This window comes from Arenimonas sp. (genome assembly GCF_035721105.1).
Lineage (GTDB): Bacteria > Pseudomonadota > Gammaproteobacteria > Xanthomonadales > Xanthomonadaceae > Arenimonas.
Window position 1 is genome coordinate 14,364 of record NZ_DASTNG010000066.1, and the last position, 17,925, is coordinate 32,288.

Here is a 17,925-nt window from a genome sequence, read left to right on the forward strand (position 1 = left end):
CATGGGCATCCACCCGAGCCACCGCCCGGAAGCCGGCGCCAGCCTCGCCACGCTGTCGGTGCTGCTGCTGGTGCTGCTGGCCGTCAGCGCCCTGCCCCTGGTCGAGCCGGGCGTATCCCTGGTCCATTACCTGCCGATGCACACCGCGCTGGAGATGTTCGCCGTGGCGGTGTCGGCGATGATCTTCGCGCTCGGCTGGAGCACGCAGTCCCTGCGCCCGTCGCGCCGCACGCTCTGGACCGGCGGCCTGTTCCTGGGCGTGGCGCTGTTCGATCTCTCGCATGCGATGACGCTGACCGGCATGCCGCCCTACCTGGGCGAGAACACGCACGACAAGACGCTTTATTTCTGGCTGTTCGCGCGCAGCCTCGCGGCGCTGGCGATCCTGCTGGCCGTCGTGCTGCCCGACCGGGGCCGCCCCGCGATGCCGCGGGCCGGCGTGCTGTCGCTGGTGTTGGCGGTGGTGGTGCTGGGCCACGCGCTGGTGCTGCTGCGCCTGGACCGATTGCCCGTCCTGCTCGAAGTCGGCCGGGGCCTGACCACCGCCAAGCTGGGCGTCGAGTACGCGCTGGTGCTGGCCAACGTAGTGGCGGTGGTGCTGCTGGTCCTGGAGTTGCGAAAGCCGCGGCTACGCAATTCGGCGGGCCTGCTGGGCGCGGCCGGTGCGAGCGCCATGAGCGGCTACTTCTTCGCCAGCTATGGCGCCATCAACGACGGCTACGCGCTGGCCGGGCATGTCTTCAAGGTGGTGGCCTACCTGTTCCTTTACCGGGCGCTGTTCGTCGAGGCCGTGCGCACGCCCTACGCCGAGCTGGCCACGTCCCGGGCCAACCTCGGCGCCACGCTCGACACCCTGCCCGACCTGTTGTTCGAAATGGACGTCGACGGCAACTACCTCGACGTCCACGCCAATGGCGAAGAGCGCCTGCTGGCGCCGGCAGCGAACCTGGCCGGCCGCAACCTGCGCGAGGTGATGCCCGCCGCTGCCGCCGAAGCCTGCCTGGCTGCGCTGGCGGAAGCAGGTCGCACCGGACGCAGCGTGGGCACCCGCATCGCGCTCGAGGTGCCCACCGGCCGGCGCCAGTTCGAGCTGTCGATCGCCCGCAAGCAGCACGCCGATCCCGGCCGGGCCAGCTTCCTGGTGCTGTCGCGCGACGTCACCGAGCTGGTGGAGACGGAGGCGGCCATCGCGCACGAGGCCCGTCTCAACAAGGCCCTGCTGGCGTTCCCGGCCCAGGCCGCGTCGCTGGACGAGGCGGGCTACCTGGCGCACGGGGCGACGGTGGCCGGGCAGCTCACCGGCAGTCCGCTGGCCCTGCTCTACCTGGTGGATGAGGGCGCCGGCACCCTGCAGCTGGCCGCCCAGGTCGCCGAGGGCGTCGCCGCACCGGTCGCCGGCGACCGCGCCGCGTCCTTCCCGCTGGCCCGCGCCGGCGACTGGGCCGACGCGCTGCGCCAGCACCGCCCGGTGGTGCGCACGCAAGCCGAGACACCGATCGACGCGACCGGCCTGCCCGGCGAACTGCCGGCGCTGCGGCACACCCTGGCCGTCCCGGTGCTCGAGGGCCGCCTGTGCCGGATGCTGCTGCTGGTCGCCAACAAGGACGGCGACTACGGCGCGCGCGAGCTCGAATCCCTGCAGCTGGTGGGCGACGCGCTCTGGCACGTCACCTCGCGGCTCCGGCAGGAGCACCTGCTGCGCGAGAAACAGGAGGAGATGGACTATTTCTTCGCCTCCGACCTCGACCTGTACTGCATCGCCGACGCGCGCGGCGAGTTCGTGCGCGTGAACCCGGCCTGGGAACAGCTGCTGGGCTATCCCTCGGGGCGGCTCGCCGGCCGCCGGCTGCTCGACTTCGTGCATCCCGACGACCGTGACGCCACGCTCGCGGCGCTCGGGGCGCTGCAGGCGGGCCAGGACCGCGTGGAGTTCGCCAACCGCTACCTCTCGCGCGACGGCACCTACCGCGACATCGAGTGGGGCGCGCGCCGGCGCGGCGAGCAGGCCTACCTGTCGGCCCGCGACGTCACCGAGCGGCTGCGGCAGGAGTCGGCGATCCGCCGCCTGTCCTCGGCGGTGTCCCAGAGCCCGTCGGCGATCGTGATCACCGACACCAAGGGCCGCATCGAGTACGTCAATCCGGCCTTCACCGCGATCAGCGGCTACGAGGCCGCCGAGGTGCTGGGCAAGAACCCGCGCTTCCTGAAGTCGGGCCGCACGCCGGCCGCCACCTACCACGCGCTGTGGGCGCACCTGGCGCGCGGCGAGCCCTGGCAGGGCGAGTTCATCAACCGGCGCAAGGATGGCGTGGACTACCACGAAGCGGCGCATATCTTCCCGATCCGCGACGTCCGTGGCGAAGTGGTGGGCTTCATGTCCCACAAGGAAGACGTGACCGCGCGCCGCGCCGCGGCAGAACGGATCCAGCAGCTCTCCAACTTCGACCAGCTCACCGGCCTGCCCAACCGCAGCCACTTCGAGCAGCGCTTCCACGAGGTGCTGGGCGCCGCCGGCAAGTCCGGCGGCAGCGCCGCCCTGCTCTGGCTGGACCTGGACAACTTCAAGTCGGTCAACGACACGCTGGGCCACGACGTGGGCGACCTGCTGCTGCGCGAAATGGCCAACCGCCTGCGCACGCACCTGGGCGACCAGGACCTGGCCTCGCGCCAGTCGGGTGACGACTTCACCATCCTGCTGCCCGGCGCCGGCCAGGACCAGGCCGCGGCGCTGGCCCGGCAGCTGCTGCAGGACCTGCAGCTGCCGATTTCGCTGGGCCGCGAGGAGCTGATCATCAGCGGCTCGATCGGCATCGCCATGTTCCCGGGCGACGGCGGCAACGTCGCGGCCCTGGGCGCCTGCGCCGAGGCGGCGATGTACCGGATGAAGCAGGAAGGCCGCAACGGCTACCGCTTCTTCGCGCCCGCCATGCAGGAGCACAGTGCGCGCACGCTGGCGCTGACCACCGCGCTCAAGCAGGCGATCGCCCGCGGCGAGCTGCGCCTGGTCTACCAGCCCCAGTATTCGCTGGGCAGCGGCCGGCTGATCGGCGCCGAAGCCCTGCTGCGCTGGCGCAGCCCGCAATGGGGCGACGTCTCGCCGGGCGAATTCGTGCCGCTGGCCGAGGCCAACGGCCTGATCGTGGCCATTGGCGAATGGGTGCTGCGCACCGCGGCCGCCCAGCTGCGCGAATGGCAGGCGCAGGGCCTGGACGGCCTGACCGTGGCGGTGAACCTGGCCGCCGCGCAGTTCGCCCAGCCCGGCCTGCTCGAGACCGTGTCGAACATCGCCCGCGAGGCCGGCATCGCCACGTCGGCGATCGAGCTGGAGCTCACCGAGGCGGTGGCGCTGCGCGACCCCGAGGGCGCCCGCGTGACCATGCAGGCGCTGCACGAGGCCGGCTTCCTGCTGTCGATCGACGACTTCGGCACCGGCTATTCGTCGATGAGCTACCTCAAGCGCTTCCCGGTGGACAAGCTCAAGATCGACCAGTCCTTCGTGCGCGAACTGTCTGGCCGCCAGGACGACCAGGCCATCGTCAGCGCGATCGTGCAGATGGCCCACAGCCTGGGCATGGCCACGATCGCCGAGGGCGTGGAAACGGCCGAGCAGCTGGCGCTGCTGCGCGCGCGCGGCTGCGACGAGATCCAGGGGTATTTCTACAGCCGCCCGCTGGAGCCGGCGGCCTTCGTGGAATTCACCCGGACCCGGCGGGAACCGCATCCGGCCGGTCCGGGCTGATGCCCGGGCGCGCGGGCGGCGCCCGGCGCGGGCCTCACTCCGCGGCGGCGGGCTCGCTCGATTCGGCCGGCGCATCGCCCAGGTAGGCGGCGGCGCTGGCGCTGGCGGCGTCGACCGCGGCCTTGGCGGCCATCAGGGTGTCCTGGCTGGCGGTGATGTCGGCTTCGGCGGCCTGGATCTCGCCGCGCACGGCGTTGACGGCCGCGGAGGCCGATTCGGCCAGCTTGCGGTCCCGGTCCACCTGGTTGCGGGTGAGGCGGCCGCGGGCGGCCTGGGCTTCGGTGCGGGCCAGCTTCTGTTCGGCCTCGGCGCGCGCCGTTTCGGCGGCCTCGAGGTTGGCGCGGGCGGCCGCCAGCTGGGCCTGGCCGCGGGCCAGCGCCTCGCGCGCCGCGGACACGGCCTGGGCCGCTTCCTGCAGCTGCGCCTGCACCCGGGCGAGGTCGTCGGGGGATCCCGCCTGCGCCTGCACGTTGATCGAGCCGGCGCAGAGCGCCAGCGCCAGGATTGCTGCGGCCGAATGCCGCGACGCCTTCTTGTCCAAGCCGATTCTCCGGTGATCTGGCAGGCCGCCCCCACGGACCACGCCGGTGCGCGCAGTCTAGCCGGTTTTCACGCCGGCGCGCCGGCGCCTCAGTCGACGTAGATCGTCTTGATGTTGGTGAACTCGTGGATGCCGTGCCCGGCCAGCTCGCGGCCGAAGCCCGAGGCCTTGGTGCCGCCGAAGGGCAGCCGCACGTCGCTGCGGACGATGGCGTTCACGAAGCAGGCGCCGGCGACGATCTTGCGGGCCGCGGCCTCGCCGCGGTCGCGGTCCTGGGTCCAGACGCTGGCGCCCAGGCCGAAGGCGGTGTCGTTGGCCATCGCGATCGCCTCGGCCTCGTCGGCGGCGCGCAGCACGCTGGCGACCGGGCCGAACAGCTCCTGGTCATAGGCCGGCATGCCGGGCCGGACCTGGTCGAGGATGGACGCCGGGTACTGCGTCTCCCCTGCCCCGGGCTGGCAGCCCAGCAGCGGCCGGGCGCCGGCGGCGATGCTGGCCTCGACCTGCTTGTGCAGTTCGTCACGCAGGTCGGCGCGGGCCATCGGCGCCAGGCCGGTGTCCGGGTCGTTGGGATCGCCCAGGGCCAGCCGGGCGCTGGCCTCGGTGAAACGGCGCACGAACTCATCGGCGATCGCCGCCACCACGATGAAGCGCTTGGCCGCGATGCAGGTCTGCCCGGCATTGCCGAAGCGCGACTGCACCGCCGCGGCCACCGCCTTGTCCAGGTCGGCGTCGGCCAGCACCACGAAGGGATCGCTGCCGCCCAGCTCCAGCACGCACTTCTTGAGGTGCTGGCCGGCGGTGGCGGCGACCGAGCGCCCGGCGCGCTCGCTGCCGGTCAGGCTGACCGCCTTCACCCGCGGGTCGGCGATGACGCCGGCGGCCTGCTCGTTGTCGATGTGCAGCACGCCGAACACGCCGCCGGGCAGGCCGGCCTCGTCCAGCACCGCCTTGATGACGTCGGCGCATTCGGGGACGTTGGTGGCGTGCTTGAGCAGGGCGACGTTGCCGGCCATCAGGCACGGCGCCAGGAACCGGAACACCTGCCAGACCGGAAAATTCCACGGCATGATCGCCAGCACCGGGCCGATCGGCTCGTAGCTGACGAAGCTGCGGCGCGCCTCGGTGCGCACGCTGGCGTCCTCGAGGTAGCGCGCGGCGTGGTCGGCGTAGTACTCGCAGGCGGCGGCCGACTTCTCGATCTCGACCAGCGCTTCGCGGCGCAGCTTGCCCATCTCGGCCGTCATCACGCTGGCGATGGCCGCCTGGCGCGCACGCAGCGTGGCCGCGACGCGGCGCAGGCCGTCGCTGCGGCGGGCCACGCCCAGCCGCGCCCAGCCGGGCGCGGCCTTGTCGGCCAGGGCCAGGATGCGTTCGACCTCCGCGGCCGTGTGCTTGGGGTGCCGGCGGATCTCGCCGGTCCAGGGGTCGCGGTTGTCGACGCTCATGGTTTCAGCCTTTCTGAAGGGCCAGCTGCATGTCGCGCTGGCGTTTCTTGTCCTCGCGGGTCATCACCCACCAGCCGATCACCGCCGCCACCGAGACCGCCAGGATCATCAGCGACGCCAGTGCATTGATCTTCGGGCTCACGCCCAGTCGCACCGAAGAGAATACCTTCATCGGCAGCGTGGTCGATGAAGGTCCCGAGACGAAGCTGGCGATCACCAGGTCGTCGAGCGACAGCGTGAATGCCAGCAGCCAGCCGGAAATCAGCGCCGGGGCGATGATCGGCAGGGTGATCACGAAGAACACCTTGACCCGGTTCGCGCCCAGGTCCATCGCCGCCTCTTCCAGCGAACGGTCCAGCTCGGCCAGCCGCGAGCTGATGACCACCGTGACGAAGGCCATGCAGAAGGTGACGTGGGCGATCCAGATGGTGAGCATGCCGCGCTGCTCGCCGATGCCGATGATCGGCCCGATCGACACGAACAGCAGCAGGATCGACAGGCCGGTGATCACCTCGGGCATCACCAGCGGCGCCGTGATCAGGCCGCCGAACAGGGTCTTGCCGGGGAAGTCCCGGAACCGGGTCATCACCATCGCCGCCAGCGTGCCCAGCACCACCGAGGCGCAGGCGGTCCAGAAGGCGACCTGCACGCTGACCCAGGCCGCCGACATCATCTGCTGGTCGCGGAACAGCTCGACGTACCACTTCACCGAGAAGCCCGACCACACGGTCACCAGCCGCGACTCGTTGAACGAGTAGACGATCAGGCTGAGGATCGGCGCGTAGAGGAAGACGAAGCCGAGCACCAGCATCGTCAGGGTGAACTTCGAGTTCCGGCCCTGGCTCATGACAGTCGCGACTCCATTTCCCGGGACTGGTAGCGGTGGAAGACCATGATCGGCACGATCAGCAGCACCAGCATCACGATCGCCACCGCCGAGGCCACCGGCCAGTCGCGGTTGTTGAAGAACTCCTGCCACAGCACGCGCCCGATCATCAGCGTGTCGGCGCCGCCCAGCATCTCCGGGATCACGAACTCGCCCACTACCGGGATCAGCACCAGCATCGCGCCGGCGATGATGCCGGCCTTCGACAGCGGCAGCGTGACCGTCAGGAAGGACTTCCACGGCCGCGCGCCCAGGTCGTTGGCGGCCTCGATCAGGCGGTGGTCGTGCTTGACCAGGTTGGCGTACAGCGGCAGCACCATGAACGGCAGGTAGGCGTAGACGATGCCGATGTACACCGCCACCGGCGTGTGCAAGATCTGCAGCGGCTCGTCGATCAGCCCCAGGTTCATCAGGAAATTGTTGAGCAGGCCGTTGTTCTTGAGGATGCCGACCCAGGCGTAGATGCGGATCAGGAACGAGGTCCAGGACGGCAGGATGACCAGCATCAGGGCGATGTTGCGGTTGGCCGGCGACATCCGCGCGATGGCATAGGCGATCGGATAGCCCACCAGCAGGCACAGCGTGGTGGAGATGACCGCGATCTTGAGCGAACTGAGGTAGGCATTGACGTACAGGTTGTCGCGCACCAGGTACAGGTAGTTGCCGATGTTCAGGCTTACCTGCAGCCGGTCGCCGGCCCAGCTGAACAGGTCGGTGTAGGGCGGCATGGCGATGGCCGCGCTGGCGAAGCTGATCTTGAGCGCGATCGCGAACGGGATGGCGAAGAACAGCAGCATCCACAGGTAGGGCACCGCGATCACCAGCCAGCGTGGGCCGGGCAGTCGCTTGCGCAGCGATCGCAGCGCGCGCTTCACGAGGTCAGCACCACGCCGGCCTGGTCGTCCCAGCTGAGCCAGACCGCGTCGTTCCAGGTGAAGCGCTCGCTGGCCCAGCGCTGGCTGTTGACCATGTTGGCCAGGACCTTGGTGCCGCCCGGCAGCCGCACGTGGAAGACCGAGTGGCTGCCGAAATAGGCGATCTCCTCGATGATGCCGCGCACCTTGTTGTGCGGCTGCGCCGGCTCGTCGGCGCTGACCTGGATCTTCTCGGGCCGCAGCGCCAGCGCCACGTCCTGGCCCTCGAAGCCGGTGACGCCGTGGCCGACGTAGGCCGGGAATTCCAGCGCCGGGCTGGTGATGGTGATGAAGTCCTTCTCGTCGTCCTTGATCTTGCCCTCGATCAGGTTCACCGAGCCGATGAACTCGGCGGTGAAGCGGCAGCTGGGCTGCTCGTAGATCTCGTCGGGCGTGCCCAGCTGGCGGATCCAGCCGGCGTCCATGATCGCGATGCGGTGGGCCATGGTCATGGCCTCCTCCTGGTCGTGCGTCACCATCACGCAGGTGACGCCCAGGCGCTCGACGATGTTCACCAGCTCGAGCTGCATCTGCGAGCGCAGCTTCTTGTCCAGCGCACCCATCGGCTCGTCGAGCAGCAGCAGCTTCGGGCTCTTGGCCAGCGAACGCGCCAGCGCCACCCGCTGCTGCTGGCCGCCGGAGAGCTGGTGCGGCTTGCGCCGCGCGAACTTCTCCATCTGCACCAGCGCCAGCATCTCCTGCACGCGCCGGGCGATGTCGGCCTTGGCCATGCCGTCCTGCTTCAGGCCGAAGGCCACGTTCTGCTCCACGCTCATGTGCGGGAACAGCGCGTAGGACTGGAACATCATGTTGATCGGCCGCTCGTAGGGCGGCAGGTCGGTGATGTCCTGGCCGTCGAGCACCACCCGGCCCCTGGTCGGCTTCTCGAAGCCCGCCAGCACCCGCAGCAGCGTGGACTTGCCGCAGCCCGACGCGCCCAGCAGGGCGAAGATCTCGCCCTGCCGGATGGTCAGGCTGACGTCGTCGACCGCGACGAAGCCATCGAACTCCTTGCGCACCGTCTCGATCCGGAGGTAATCGTCGGCCCCCAGCTTTTCCAGCCTGGGTGCCCCGGGGGTACCGCCGTTGGGTACTGCTGCCATGCGTGGTCTTCCGATTGCGGGGCCGTTTACTGGCCGGTCTTGAGCGTGGTCCAGTGGCGGGTGAACAGGCGGTCCACCTCGGGCGGCAGCACCGCCAGCGTGAACAGGCCCTTCTTGGCCTCCTCGGTCGGGTAGATGCCCGGGTCGTTGAGGATCGCCTCGTCCACCAGCGGCAGCGCCGCCTGGTTGGCGCTGGCGTAGGCCACGTAGTTCTGCACGCCGGCCATCACCTCCGGGCGCATCAGGTAGTCGAGGAACAGATAGGCGTTGTCGGTGTTGTTGGCGCCCTTGGGGATGGCCAGCATGTCGAACCACATCGGCGCGCCTTCCTTGGGGATGACGTAGCTGATCTCGACGCCCTTGGCGGCTTCCTCGGCCCGGGCCTGGGCCTGGATGATGTCGCCCGACCAGCCGATCGCGACGCAGATGTCGCCGTTGGCCAGGTCGTTGATGTACTGCGAGGAGTGGAAGTAGGTGATGCTGGGTCGCAGCTCGGTGAGCCGGTCGACCGCCTTCTGGATCACCGCCTCGTCGAAGCTGTTGGGCTCCTCGCCCAGGTAGCGCAGCACCGGCGGGATGATCTCGGAGGGCGTGTCGAGGAAGGCGACGCCGCAGCCCTTGAGCTTGGCCAGGTTCTCCGGCTCGAACACCATCGCCCAGCTGTCGAGCGGGGCGTCGTCGCCCAGCGCTTCGCGCACCTTCTCGACGTTGTAGCCGATGCCGGTGGTGCCCCACAGGTAGGGAATGGCGTGGCCGTTGTCCGGATCGTTCTGCGCCAGCAGCGCCATGAATTCCGGGTCGAGGTTGCCGTAGTTGCTGAAGCGGGTCTTGTCGAGCTCCTGGAACACGCCGGCCTGGACCTGGCGCGAGAGGAAGGTCAGCGACGGCACCACCACGTCGTAGCCGGTGTTGCCGGACATCAGCTTGGCCTCGAGCAACTCGTTCGAGTCGAACACGTCGTAGGTGACCTTGATGCCGGTCTCCTTCTCGAAGTTGGCGATGGTGTCCTCGCCGATGTAGTCGGACCAGTTGTAGACGTTCAGGACCTTGCTGGCCTCGGCGGGCGCCGGGGCGGCGCCTGGCGCGGCGTCGGTGCCCGCCTCGCGGCTGCAGCCGGCGGCCAGGACGGCGAGGATCAGTGCGGTGAGTGCGGTCAGTCGGTGCTTCATCTCTTTCCCCATGTCGGTGAATGAAACGGTGAACGGCAGTCGAACCACGAAAGCATCATACACACGCGCCCCGCCCGCGCTCCCCCTGCGGGCCGGGCCGGTCACCCGGTGGCCATGCCCAGCTCGCGGGCCGTCATGTCCAGCGATTTCCAGGCCTTCTCGGCCAGCTCGTCGACCTGGGCGCGGCTGATCACCAGCGGCGGCGACAGCAGCATCGAGTCGTAGGTGGCGCGCAGGATCAGGCCGTTCTTCAGGGCGATGTCGCGGCACAGCTGCCCCACCCGGCCGCGGTCCTCGAAGAAACGGCGCGCGGGCTTGGACGGCACCAGTTCGAGCGCGCCGACCATGCCGGCGATGCGCGCCTCGCCGACCAGCGGGTGCTCGCCGAGCTGCTTCCACTTCTGCGCCAGGTAGGGCGCGGTGTCGGTGCGGCAGGTGTCGACGATCTTCTCGTCCTGGAGGATGCGGATGTTCTCCAGCGCCACCGCCGCGCACACCGGGTGCCCGGAATAGGTGTAGCCGTGCGCCAGCTCGCCGCCCTTGGCGTTGAGCACGCCGGCGACGCGGTCGTTGAACATGGCCGCGCCCAGCGGGATGTAGCCGCTGGTGATGCCCTTGGCCAGGGTCATGATGTCGGGCTGGAAGCCGTAGTAGTCGGCGGCGAACCACTCGCCGGTGCGGCCGAAGCCACAGATCACTTCGTCGGCGATCAGCAGCACGTCGTGCTTGCGGCAGATGCGTTCGATCTCCTTCCAGTAGTTCTTCGGCGGGATGTAGACGCCGATGGCGCCCATGATCGGCTCGCCGATGAAGGCCGCGACGCGGTCGGCGCCGAGCTCGAGGATCTTGTCCTCCAGGCGCTGGGCGCAGTGCCGGCCGTAGGTCTCCTCGTCCATGTCGCCGCCGTCGGCGAACCAGAACGGCGGGTCGATGTGGTGGATGTCGGGGATCGGCAGGCCGCCCTGCTTGTGCATGCCCTTCATGCCGCCGAGGCTGGCGCCGGCCACGGTGGATCCGTGGTAGCCGTTGTGGCGGCCGATGACGATGTTCTTCTGCGGCTGGTCCTGCACCGCCCAGAAGTGGCGGACCATGCGCAGGATGGTGTCGTTGGCCTCGGAGCCCGAGTTCGAGAAGAAGGCGTGGTTGAGGTCGCCCGGGCACAGTTCGGCCAGCTTGGCGGCCAGGTGCACGGTGGGCTCGGTGGTGCAGCCGAAGAAGCTGTTGTAGTAAGCCAGCTGCGTCATCTGCTTCGAGGCCGCCTCGCCCAGCTCGCGGCGGCCGTAGCCGATGTTCACGCACCACAGGCCGGCGAAGGCGTCGAGCAGCTGGTTGCCTTCGGAATCCCAGACGTAGCAGCCCTCGCCCCGGGTCAGGATGCGGGTGCCCTTCTTCGCCAGCGCGGCGTTGTCGTTGAACGGGTGCAGGTGGTGCGCGGCGTCGAGCTGCTGCAGGCTGCGGATGTCGATCGATTCCATGGTCACTCCTTGGGCGTTGGGCAGCAGGGCGTCCCGCGCTTCAAACATTCAAAAGCAGGAACTCGCGCTCCCACGAACTGATCACGCGAAGGTAGGTCTGGTGCTCCTTCTCCTTCACCGAGGTGTAGGCCTTGACGAAGCGCTCGCCCAGCAGCCCGCGCAGCGGCTTGCACTTGCGCAGCAGCACGATCGCCTCCTCCAGCGAGCGCGGCAGGTCGTAGCCCTTGGCGTGGGCGCTGCCGGCCAGCGGCGGGGTCGGCGCCAGCTTCTCCTGGATGCCCAGGTAGCCGCAGGCCAGGGTCGCGGCCAGGGCCAGGTAGGGATTGACGTCGGAGCCGGCGAAGCGGCTTTCGACGCGGGTGTTCTCGGGGCTGTCCAGCGGTACCCGCAGGCCGCAGGTGCGGTTGTCGTAGCCCCACTGCACGTTCTTGGGCGAGACCTCGCCGAAGGCCAGGCGCCGGTAGGAGTTCACGTTGGGGCCGAAGATCGCCATCGCCGCCGGCACGTACTTCTGCAGGCCACCGAGGTAGTTCATGAACAGATCGCTGTGCACGCCCTTGCGCGGCCCCGCGAACACGTTCTTGCCGGTGCGGGCGTCGACCAGGCTCTGGTGGATGTGCATCGAGCTGCCCGGCTCGTTCTCCATCGGCTTGGCCAGGAAGGTGGCGTAGATGCCGTGGCGCATCGCCGCCTCGCGCATGGTGCGCTTGAACAGGAAGACCTGGTCGGCGCGGGACATCGGGTCGGCGTGCTCGAAGTTGACCTCCAGCTGGGCGGCGCCGGACTCGTGGATCAGGGTGTCGACGTCGAGCTCCATCGCCTCGCAGTAGTCGTACATCAGGTCGAGGATGGGGTCGAACTCGTTCACCGCGTCGATCGAATACGACTGCCGGGCCGTCTCCGGGCGGCCGTTGCGGCCGGCCGGCGGCTGCAGCGGGAAGTCCGGGTCGGTGTTGCGCTGGACCAGGAAGAACTCGACTTCGGGCGCGATCACCGGCGACAGGCCGATGGCCTCGTACAGGTCCAGCACCCGGCGCAGCACGTTGCGCGGCGCCAGCTCGTGGCGCTTGCCTTCCTTGGTGTAGCAGTCGTGGATCACCTGCGCGGTCGGATCGGTGGCCCAGGGCACCATGCGCACGGTGTCGGCGTCGGGCCGCAGCTGCATGTCGGAGTCCGAGGGCGACACCAGTTCGTCGTAGTTGTCCGGGTACTCGCCGGTGACCGTGGTGGCGAAGATGCCCTCGGGCAGGCGCGTGCCGTAGTCATGCGAGAACTTGGCGGCCGGGATGATCTTGCCGCGGGCGTTGCCGGTGATGTCGGGCACCAGGCACTCGACCTCGGTGATGCGGCGCTCCTTGAGCCAGCGCTTGAGCGTGCTTTCCTGCTGTTCTTCCGGGGTCTGCTTGGGTTCTTTCTTCTTCGACATTGGCTAGCTTCTTTGCTTGGCGCGTTCGCGGCAGGCGGCCGCGAAGGCTTGGAAGATGCCCAGGTAGAAGGGATTCTCGCCGACCCTCCACTCCGGGTGCCACTGCACCGCGAGCAGGAAGGGCCCAGGATCGTCCAGGCGCACGGCCTCGACCAGCCCGTCGCGCGCGGTGGCCTCGACCACCAGGCCGCGACCCAGCGTGCGCAGGCCCTGGCCGTGCAGCGAATTCACCTGCGCCACCGGCCCGCCGGCGATGCGCTCGAGCAGGCCGCCCGGCGCCAGGTCGATCGGGTGCGAGGGCGCGTACTGCACGCCCAGCGGGTCGTCCGGGTTCTCGCGGTGGTCGTCGAAGCCGGGGGCCTCGTGCACCTTCTGGTACAGGGTGCCGCCCAGCGCCACGTTCACTTCCTGGCAGCCGCGGCACAGGGCCAGCACCGGCACCCGCAGCTCGATCGCCAGCGGCACGATGCCCAGCGCGGTGGCGTCGCGGGCCGGGTCGTGCAGGTTGCCCGGGTAGCTGGGCTCGTCGGAATAATGGTGCGGCTCGATGTTGCTGTAGGCGCCGGTAAGCAGCAGCCCGTCCAGGTTCGCCAGCACGGCGCGCAGGTCCAGCGGCGGCGACAGCGAGGGAATCATGACGGGCAGGCAGCCGGCGCCGTCGACCACCGCGCGGAGGTATTTCTCCCCCACCGCCTGGAAGGGGTGGTGGCCGATCTGTTTCCGGTCCGAAGGCAGGCCGACCAGCGGGGGCTGACGCATGGGACGCCTCACGAGGGGATGGCTGACCTTACTCCGGGCGTTTGATTTCATCAACGGGGGATGATTATTTTTTACAGCCAGGGCCGGAATGCTAGACTCCGCCGACCCCAGCGGATGCCCGTTCCCATGACCTCCTCCCTCCTCCCGCCGGCCGACGCCGACGTCCTCGCGCAGCTCCCGGACTGCGAGCAGATCGACCTGCTGCTGCCCGACATGAACGGCCTGCTGCGCGGCAAGCGCATCACCCGCGACGCGCTGGAGAAGGTATACCGCGACGGCGTCTGCCTGCCGATGTCCCTCATCGCCACCGACATCACCGGCAACACGGTCGAGGAAACCGGCCTGGGCTACGACATCGGCGACGAGGACCGGATCTGCCGGCCGGTGCCGGGCAGCCTGCGCCCGATCCCTTGGCAGCACCGGCCGATGGCCCAGCTGCTGCTGCAGATGGAGGACGGCCGCGGCGGCCTGTTCGAGGCCAATCCGCGCGACGTGCTCAAGCGCGTGGTGGCCCGGTTCAAGGAACGCGGCCTGACGCCGGTGGTCGCGGTGGAGCTGGAGTTCTACCTGCTCGACGCCGAGCTGACCCACGACGGCCGCCCGCAGGCCTCGGTGAACCCGGCCACCGGCGAGCGCAACCGCAGCACGCAGGTCTATTACATGCAGGACCTCAACGACTACCAGGGCTTCACCGACGCGGTCGCCGACGCCTGCGCCGCCCAGGGCATCCCGGCCGACACCGCGGTGGCCGAGTACGCGCCGGGCCAGTTCGAGATCAATCTCAAGCATCGCGCCGACGCCGTCGCCGCCTGCGACGACGCCCTGCTGCTGCGCCGGGCGATCAAGGCCATCGCCGACGAACAGGGCATGATCGCCAGCTTCATGGCCAAGCCCTTCGTGGACCAGGCCGGCAGCGGCACCCACGTGCACGTGAGCGTGCTCGACGCCGACGGCCGCAACCTGTTCGCCTGCACGCCGGAGCAGCCCGCCGACGCGCTCCGCCACGCCGTCGCCGGCCTGCAGCGCGCCAGCGCCGAATGCATGCTGATGTTCGCGCCGCACGCCAACAGCTACCGCCGCTTCGTGCTCAATGCCTTCGTGCCGCTCAACGACGCCTGGGGCTTCAACAACCGCACCGTGGCCATGCGCATCCCGCACAGCGACCCGGCCAACACTCGCATCGAGCACCGCATCGCCGGCGCCGACGCCAATCCCTACCTGGTCACCGCGGCCGTGCTGGCCGGCATCCTGCAGGGCCTGGACGACCGCGGCGACCCGGGCGCGCCGGTGATCGGCAATGCCTACGAGCAGACCGAGCACCGCGAGCTGTTCTGGCAAGACACGATCCGCGACTTCCAGGCCAGCGAGTTCGTGGCGCGCCACTTCGGCGTGCCGTTCCGGCACATCTACGGCCAGCAGAAGCTCAAGGAACTGCGCAGCTTCAGCCGCGAAGTGACCACGCTGGAGTACGACTGGTACCTGCGGACGGTCTGAGATGACGGTGCGCTCGCCCGCCGCGCACGTCGATTCCTGGTATTCGCGCAGCGCCACGCCGGCGCCGGAACACCCGCGCCTGCAGGGCCGCGAGACCGCCGACGTGGTCATCCTGGGCGCGGGCCTCACCGGGCTCTCGGCCGCGCTGGAGCTGGCGCAGGCCGGCCTGCGCGTGATCGTCGTCGAGGCCCGGCGCGTCGGCTGGGGCGCCTCCGGGCGCAATGGTGGCCAGGTGATCTTCGGCTATGGCTGCGAGCAGCCGAAGATCGCCGCGCTGGTGGGACCAGCGCTGGCGCGGCGGATGTTCGACTGGTCGCTGGAGGGCGTGCGCCTGGTGCGCGAGCGCATCGCCACGCACGGCATCGACGCCCACTGGCGCGATGGCCACGCCCACGTGGCGATCAAGCCGCGGCACATCGATGAACTCAAGGCCTGGCAGGACGACCTGGCCGAAAACTACGGCTACGCCCTGCCCTGGTGGGACCGCGAGCAGCTGCGGGCGCAGCTCGACAGCCCGCGCTACCTGGGCGCGCTGTTCGACCCGGCGTCGGGCCACCTGCATCCGCTCAACTACACGCTGGGCCTGGCGCGGGCGGCGACGGCGGCCGGCGTGCGCATCTTCGAGCACTCGCCGGTGGTGTCGCTCACGCGCGGGGCCAGGGCCGTGCTGCGCACCGCCCAGGGCGAGGCGGAAGGCGCCTTCTGCGTGCTGGCCGGCAACGCCCTGGTCCACGGCATCGCCCCCGAGCTCGACGACAAGATCATGCCGGTCGGCACCTACGTCGGCGCCACCGCGCCGCTGGGCGAGGCGCTGGCGCGTTCGCTGGTCCGCAACGACATGGCCGTGGCCGACATCAACTGGGCGCTGGACTATTTCCGGCTCAGCGCCGACCACCGGCTGCTGTTCGGCGGCCGGGCCAGCTACTCCACCCTGCCCCCGCCGAACCTGGCCGGCACGATGCAGCGGCGCATGGCGCGGGTGTTCCCGCAGCTCAGGGACGTGAAATTCGAAAGCGTGTGGGGCGGCCTGATCGACATCAGCCTCAACCGTGCGCCGCACTGGGGGCGGCTGGGCGACAACATCTACTTCGCCCAGGGCTTCAGCGGCCACGGCGTCGCCGCCACCGGGCTGGCGGGCCGCATCGTCGCCGAGGCGATCCGCGGGCAGGCCGAGCGTCTTGATGCGTTCGCGAAGATCCCGCATCGCGACTTCCCCGGCGGCCGCGCCCTGCGGACCCCGATGCTGGTGGCCGCCATGGCCTGGTTCAAGCTGCGCGATGCGCTCTGGTGAGCCCTCGGGGTGCGGGGTCACGACCGGTCGGGTAGACTGCGCCCCGCGACATTCGCCCCGCAACGAGACACCTCTCCCAGTGATGACGCCACCGTAGGCCAAGGCAGCGCCTTCCTCGACCCGACGGGACACCCCGTCGCGCGGCTTCACGCTCAAGGTCCCGGCCAACCCGGCCCGGGCCATGGAATCATCGAATTGAATACTTTCTCCCGCCTGGGCCAGGAATGGTTCGGCAATATCCGTGGCGACGTGCTCGCCGGACTCGTGGTCGCGCTGGCCCTGATCCCGGAAGCCATCGCCTTCTCCATCATTGCCGGCGTCGACCCCAAGGTCGGCCTGTACGCCTCGTTCTGCATCGCCGTGGTGATCGCCTTCTTCGGCGGCCGCCCCGGCATGATTTCCGCGGCCACCGGCGCCATGGCGCTGGTGATGGTCGACCTGGTCAAGGACCACGGCCTGCAGTACCTGCTGGCGGCGACGCTGCTGACGGGCGTCTTCCAGATCATCGCCGGTGCGCTGAAACTGGGCACGCTGATGCGCTTCGTGTCGCGCTCGGTGATCACCGGCTTCGTCAACGCGCTGGCGATCCTGATCTTCATGGCCCAGCTGCCCGAGCTGATCGGCGTGCCGTGGACCGTCTACGCGATGTGCGCCGCCGGCCTGGCGATCATCTACGGCTTCCCTTACCTCACCCGCGCCATCCCGTCGCCGCTGGTGGCCATCGTGCTGCTGACGATCGTGGCGATCTGGCTCAAGCTCGACATCCGCACCGTCGGCGACATGGGCGAGCTGCCCGACAGCCTGCCGGTCTTCCTGTTCCCGGACATCCCGCTGACGCTGGAGACGCTGTGGATCATCCTGCCGGTGTCGGGCACGCTGGCCGTGGTGGGCCTGCTGGAGTCGCTGCTGACCGCGCAGATCGTCGACGACCTCACCGACACCCCCAGCAACAAGAACCGCGAGTGCGCCGGCCAGGGCATCGCCAACATCGCCGCGGGCCTGATGGGCGGCATGGCGGGCTGCGCGATGATCGGGCAGTCGGTGATCAACGTGAAGTCCGGCGGCCGCGGCCGGCTGTCGGCCTTCGTCGCCGGCACGGTGCTGCTGCTGATGGTGGTGTTCGGCAGCGAGTGGGTGCGCCAGATCCCGATGGCGGCGCTGGTGGCGGTGATGATCATGGTCTCGATCGGCACCTTCAGCTGGCGCTCGGTGCGCGACCTGGCCACGCATCCGGGCACGTCCAGCATCGTCATGGTCGCCACCGTCGTCGTCACCGTGTTCACCCACGACCTGGCCAAGGGCGTGCTGACGGGCGTGCTGCTGTCGGCCCTGTTCTTCGCCCGCAAGGTTGGCCGCGTGCTGCACATCGGCTCGGCGTCACTCGATGCCGGCAAGGCGCGCGCCTACACGGTCACCGGGCAGGTGTTCTTCGCCTCGGCGGACGCCTTCGCCGCGGGCTTCGACTTCAAGGAAGTGCTGGAACGCGCGGTGATCGACGTCTCCGGCGCCCATTTCTGGGACCTCAGCGCCGTCGCTGCCCTGGACAAGGTGGTGCTGAAATTCCGCCGCGAGGGTACCGTGGTCGAGGTCGTCGGGCTCAACCAGGCCAGCGCCACGCTGGTCGACCGTCTCGGCGTGCACGACAAGCCCGATGCCGAACGCCTGATGGGCGGCCACTGA

13 protein-coding genes are annotated in these 17,925 nt (G+C 69.6%); 4 read left to right on the forward strand and 9 right to left on the reverse strand.

Going from position 1 to position 17,925, the window contains the following annotated elements; all coding sequences use genetic code 11:
- Position 1 precedes the first annotated feature (1 nt).
- Positions 2-3,739 (forward strand): EAL domain-containing protein, encoded by a 3,738-nt coding sequence (locus tag VFQ84_RS10860; RefSeq protein ID WP_325131648.1) that lies wholly within the window; start codon positions 2-4, stop codon positions 3,737-3,739.
- 34 nt (positions 3,740-3,773) lie between these two features.
- Here VFQ84_RS10860 and VFQ84_RS10865 read toward each other — a convergent pair whose 3' ends face one another.
- From VFQ84_RS10865 to VFQ84_RS10905, 9 genes are all read right to left on the reverse strand, one after another.
- Positions 3,774-4,280 carry a hypothetical protein gene (locus VFQ84_RS10865; protein ID WP_325131649.1) on the reverse strand — a complete coding sequence of 169 codons (507 nt, stop codon included), beginning with the start codon at positions 4,278-4,280 and terminating at the stop codon, positions 3,774-3,776.
- A gap of 89 nt (positions 4,281-4,369) precedes the next feature.
- A complete protein-coding gene (locus VFQ84_RS10870; protein WP_325131650.1) occupies positions 4,370-5,728 on the reverse strand; it encodes an NAD-dependent succinate-semialdehyde dehydrogenase in 1,359 nt (452 codons plus the stop codon).
- A gap of 4 nt (positions 5,729-5,732) precedes the next feature.
- Entirely contained in the window at positions 5,733-6,575 is an 843-nt protein-coding gene (locus VFQ84_RS10875) for an ABC transporter permease subunit (RefSeq protein ID WP_325131651.1), read from the reverse strand.
- Positions 6,572-7,489 (reverse strand): ABC transporter permease subunit, encoded by a 918-nt coding sequence (locus tag VFQ84_RS10880; RefSeq protein WP_325131652.1) that lies wholly within the window; start codon positions 7,487-7,489, stop codon positions 6,572-6,574. Before VFQ84_RS10880 ends, VFQ84_RS10875 begins: the two co-directional genes overlap by 4 nt.
- Positions 7,486-8,631, reverse strand: a complete 1,146-nt coding sequence (locus VFQ84_RS10885; protein ID WP_325131653.1) for an ABC transporter ATP-binding protein — start codon at positions 8,629-8,631, stop codon at positions 7,486-7,488. Before VFQ84_RS10885 ends, VFQ84_RS10880 begins: the two co-directional genes overlap by 4 nt.
- 26 nt (positions 8,632-8,657) lie before the next feature.
- Entirely contained in the window at positions 8,658-9,800 is a 1,143-nt protein-coding gene (locus tag VFQ84_RS10890; protein ID WP_325131654.1) for an extracellular solute-binding protein, read from the reverse strand.
- Between the two features lie 101 nt (positions 9,801-9,901).
- Complete coding sequence (locus VFQ84_RS10895; protein WP_325131655.1) at positions 9,902-11,275, reverse strand: aspartate aminotransferase family protein; 1,374 nt, start codon at positions 11,273-11,275, stop codon at positions 9,902-9,904.
- A gap of 40 nt (positions 11,276-11,315) precedes the next feature.
- Entirely contained in the window at positions 11,316-12,701 is a 1,386-nt protein-coding gene (locus VFQ84_RS10900) for a glutamine synthetase family protein (RefSeq protein ID WP_325131656.1), read from the reverse strand.
- Positions 12,702-12,704: 3 nt separating this feature from the next.
- Positions 12,705-13,460 carry a gamma-glutamyl-gamma-aminobutyrate hydrolase family protein gene (locus VFQ84_RS10905; RefSeq protein WP_325131657.1) on the reverse strand — a complete coding sequence of 252 codons (756 nt, stop codon included), beginning with the start codon at positions 13,458-13,460 and terminating at the stop codon, positions 12,705-12,707.
- A gap of 126 nt (positions 13,461-13,586) precedes the next feature.
- Here VFQ84_RS10905 and VFQ84_RS10910 point away from each other — a divergent pair, with 126 nt between their 5' ends.
- The 3 genes from VFQ84_RS10910 (at position 13,587) to VFQ84_RS10920 (ending at position 17,925) form a co-directional block, all read left to right on the forward strand.
- Positions 13,587-14,954 carry a glutamine synthetase family protein gene (locus VFQ84_RS10910; RefSeq protein ID WP_325131658.1) on the forward strand — a complete coding sequence of 456 codons (1,368 nt, stop codon included), beginning with the start codon at positions 13,587-13,589 and terminating at the stop codon, positions 14,952-14,954.
- Between the two features lies 1 nt (position 14,955).
- A complete protein-coding gene (locus VFQ84_RS10915) occupies positions 14,956-16,245 on the forward strand; it encodes an FAD-binding oxidoreductase (protein WP_325131659.1) in 1,290 nt (429 codons plus the stop codon).
- Positions 16,246-16,440: 195 nt separating this feature from the next.
- A complete protein-coding gene (locus tag VFQ84_RS10920; RefSeq protein WP_325131660.1) occupies positions 16,441-17,925 on the forward strand; it encodes a SulP family inorganic anion transporter in 1,485 nt (494 codons plus the stop codon).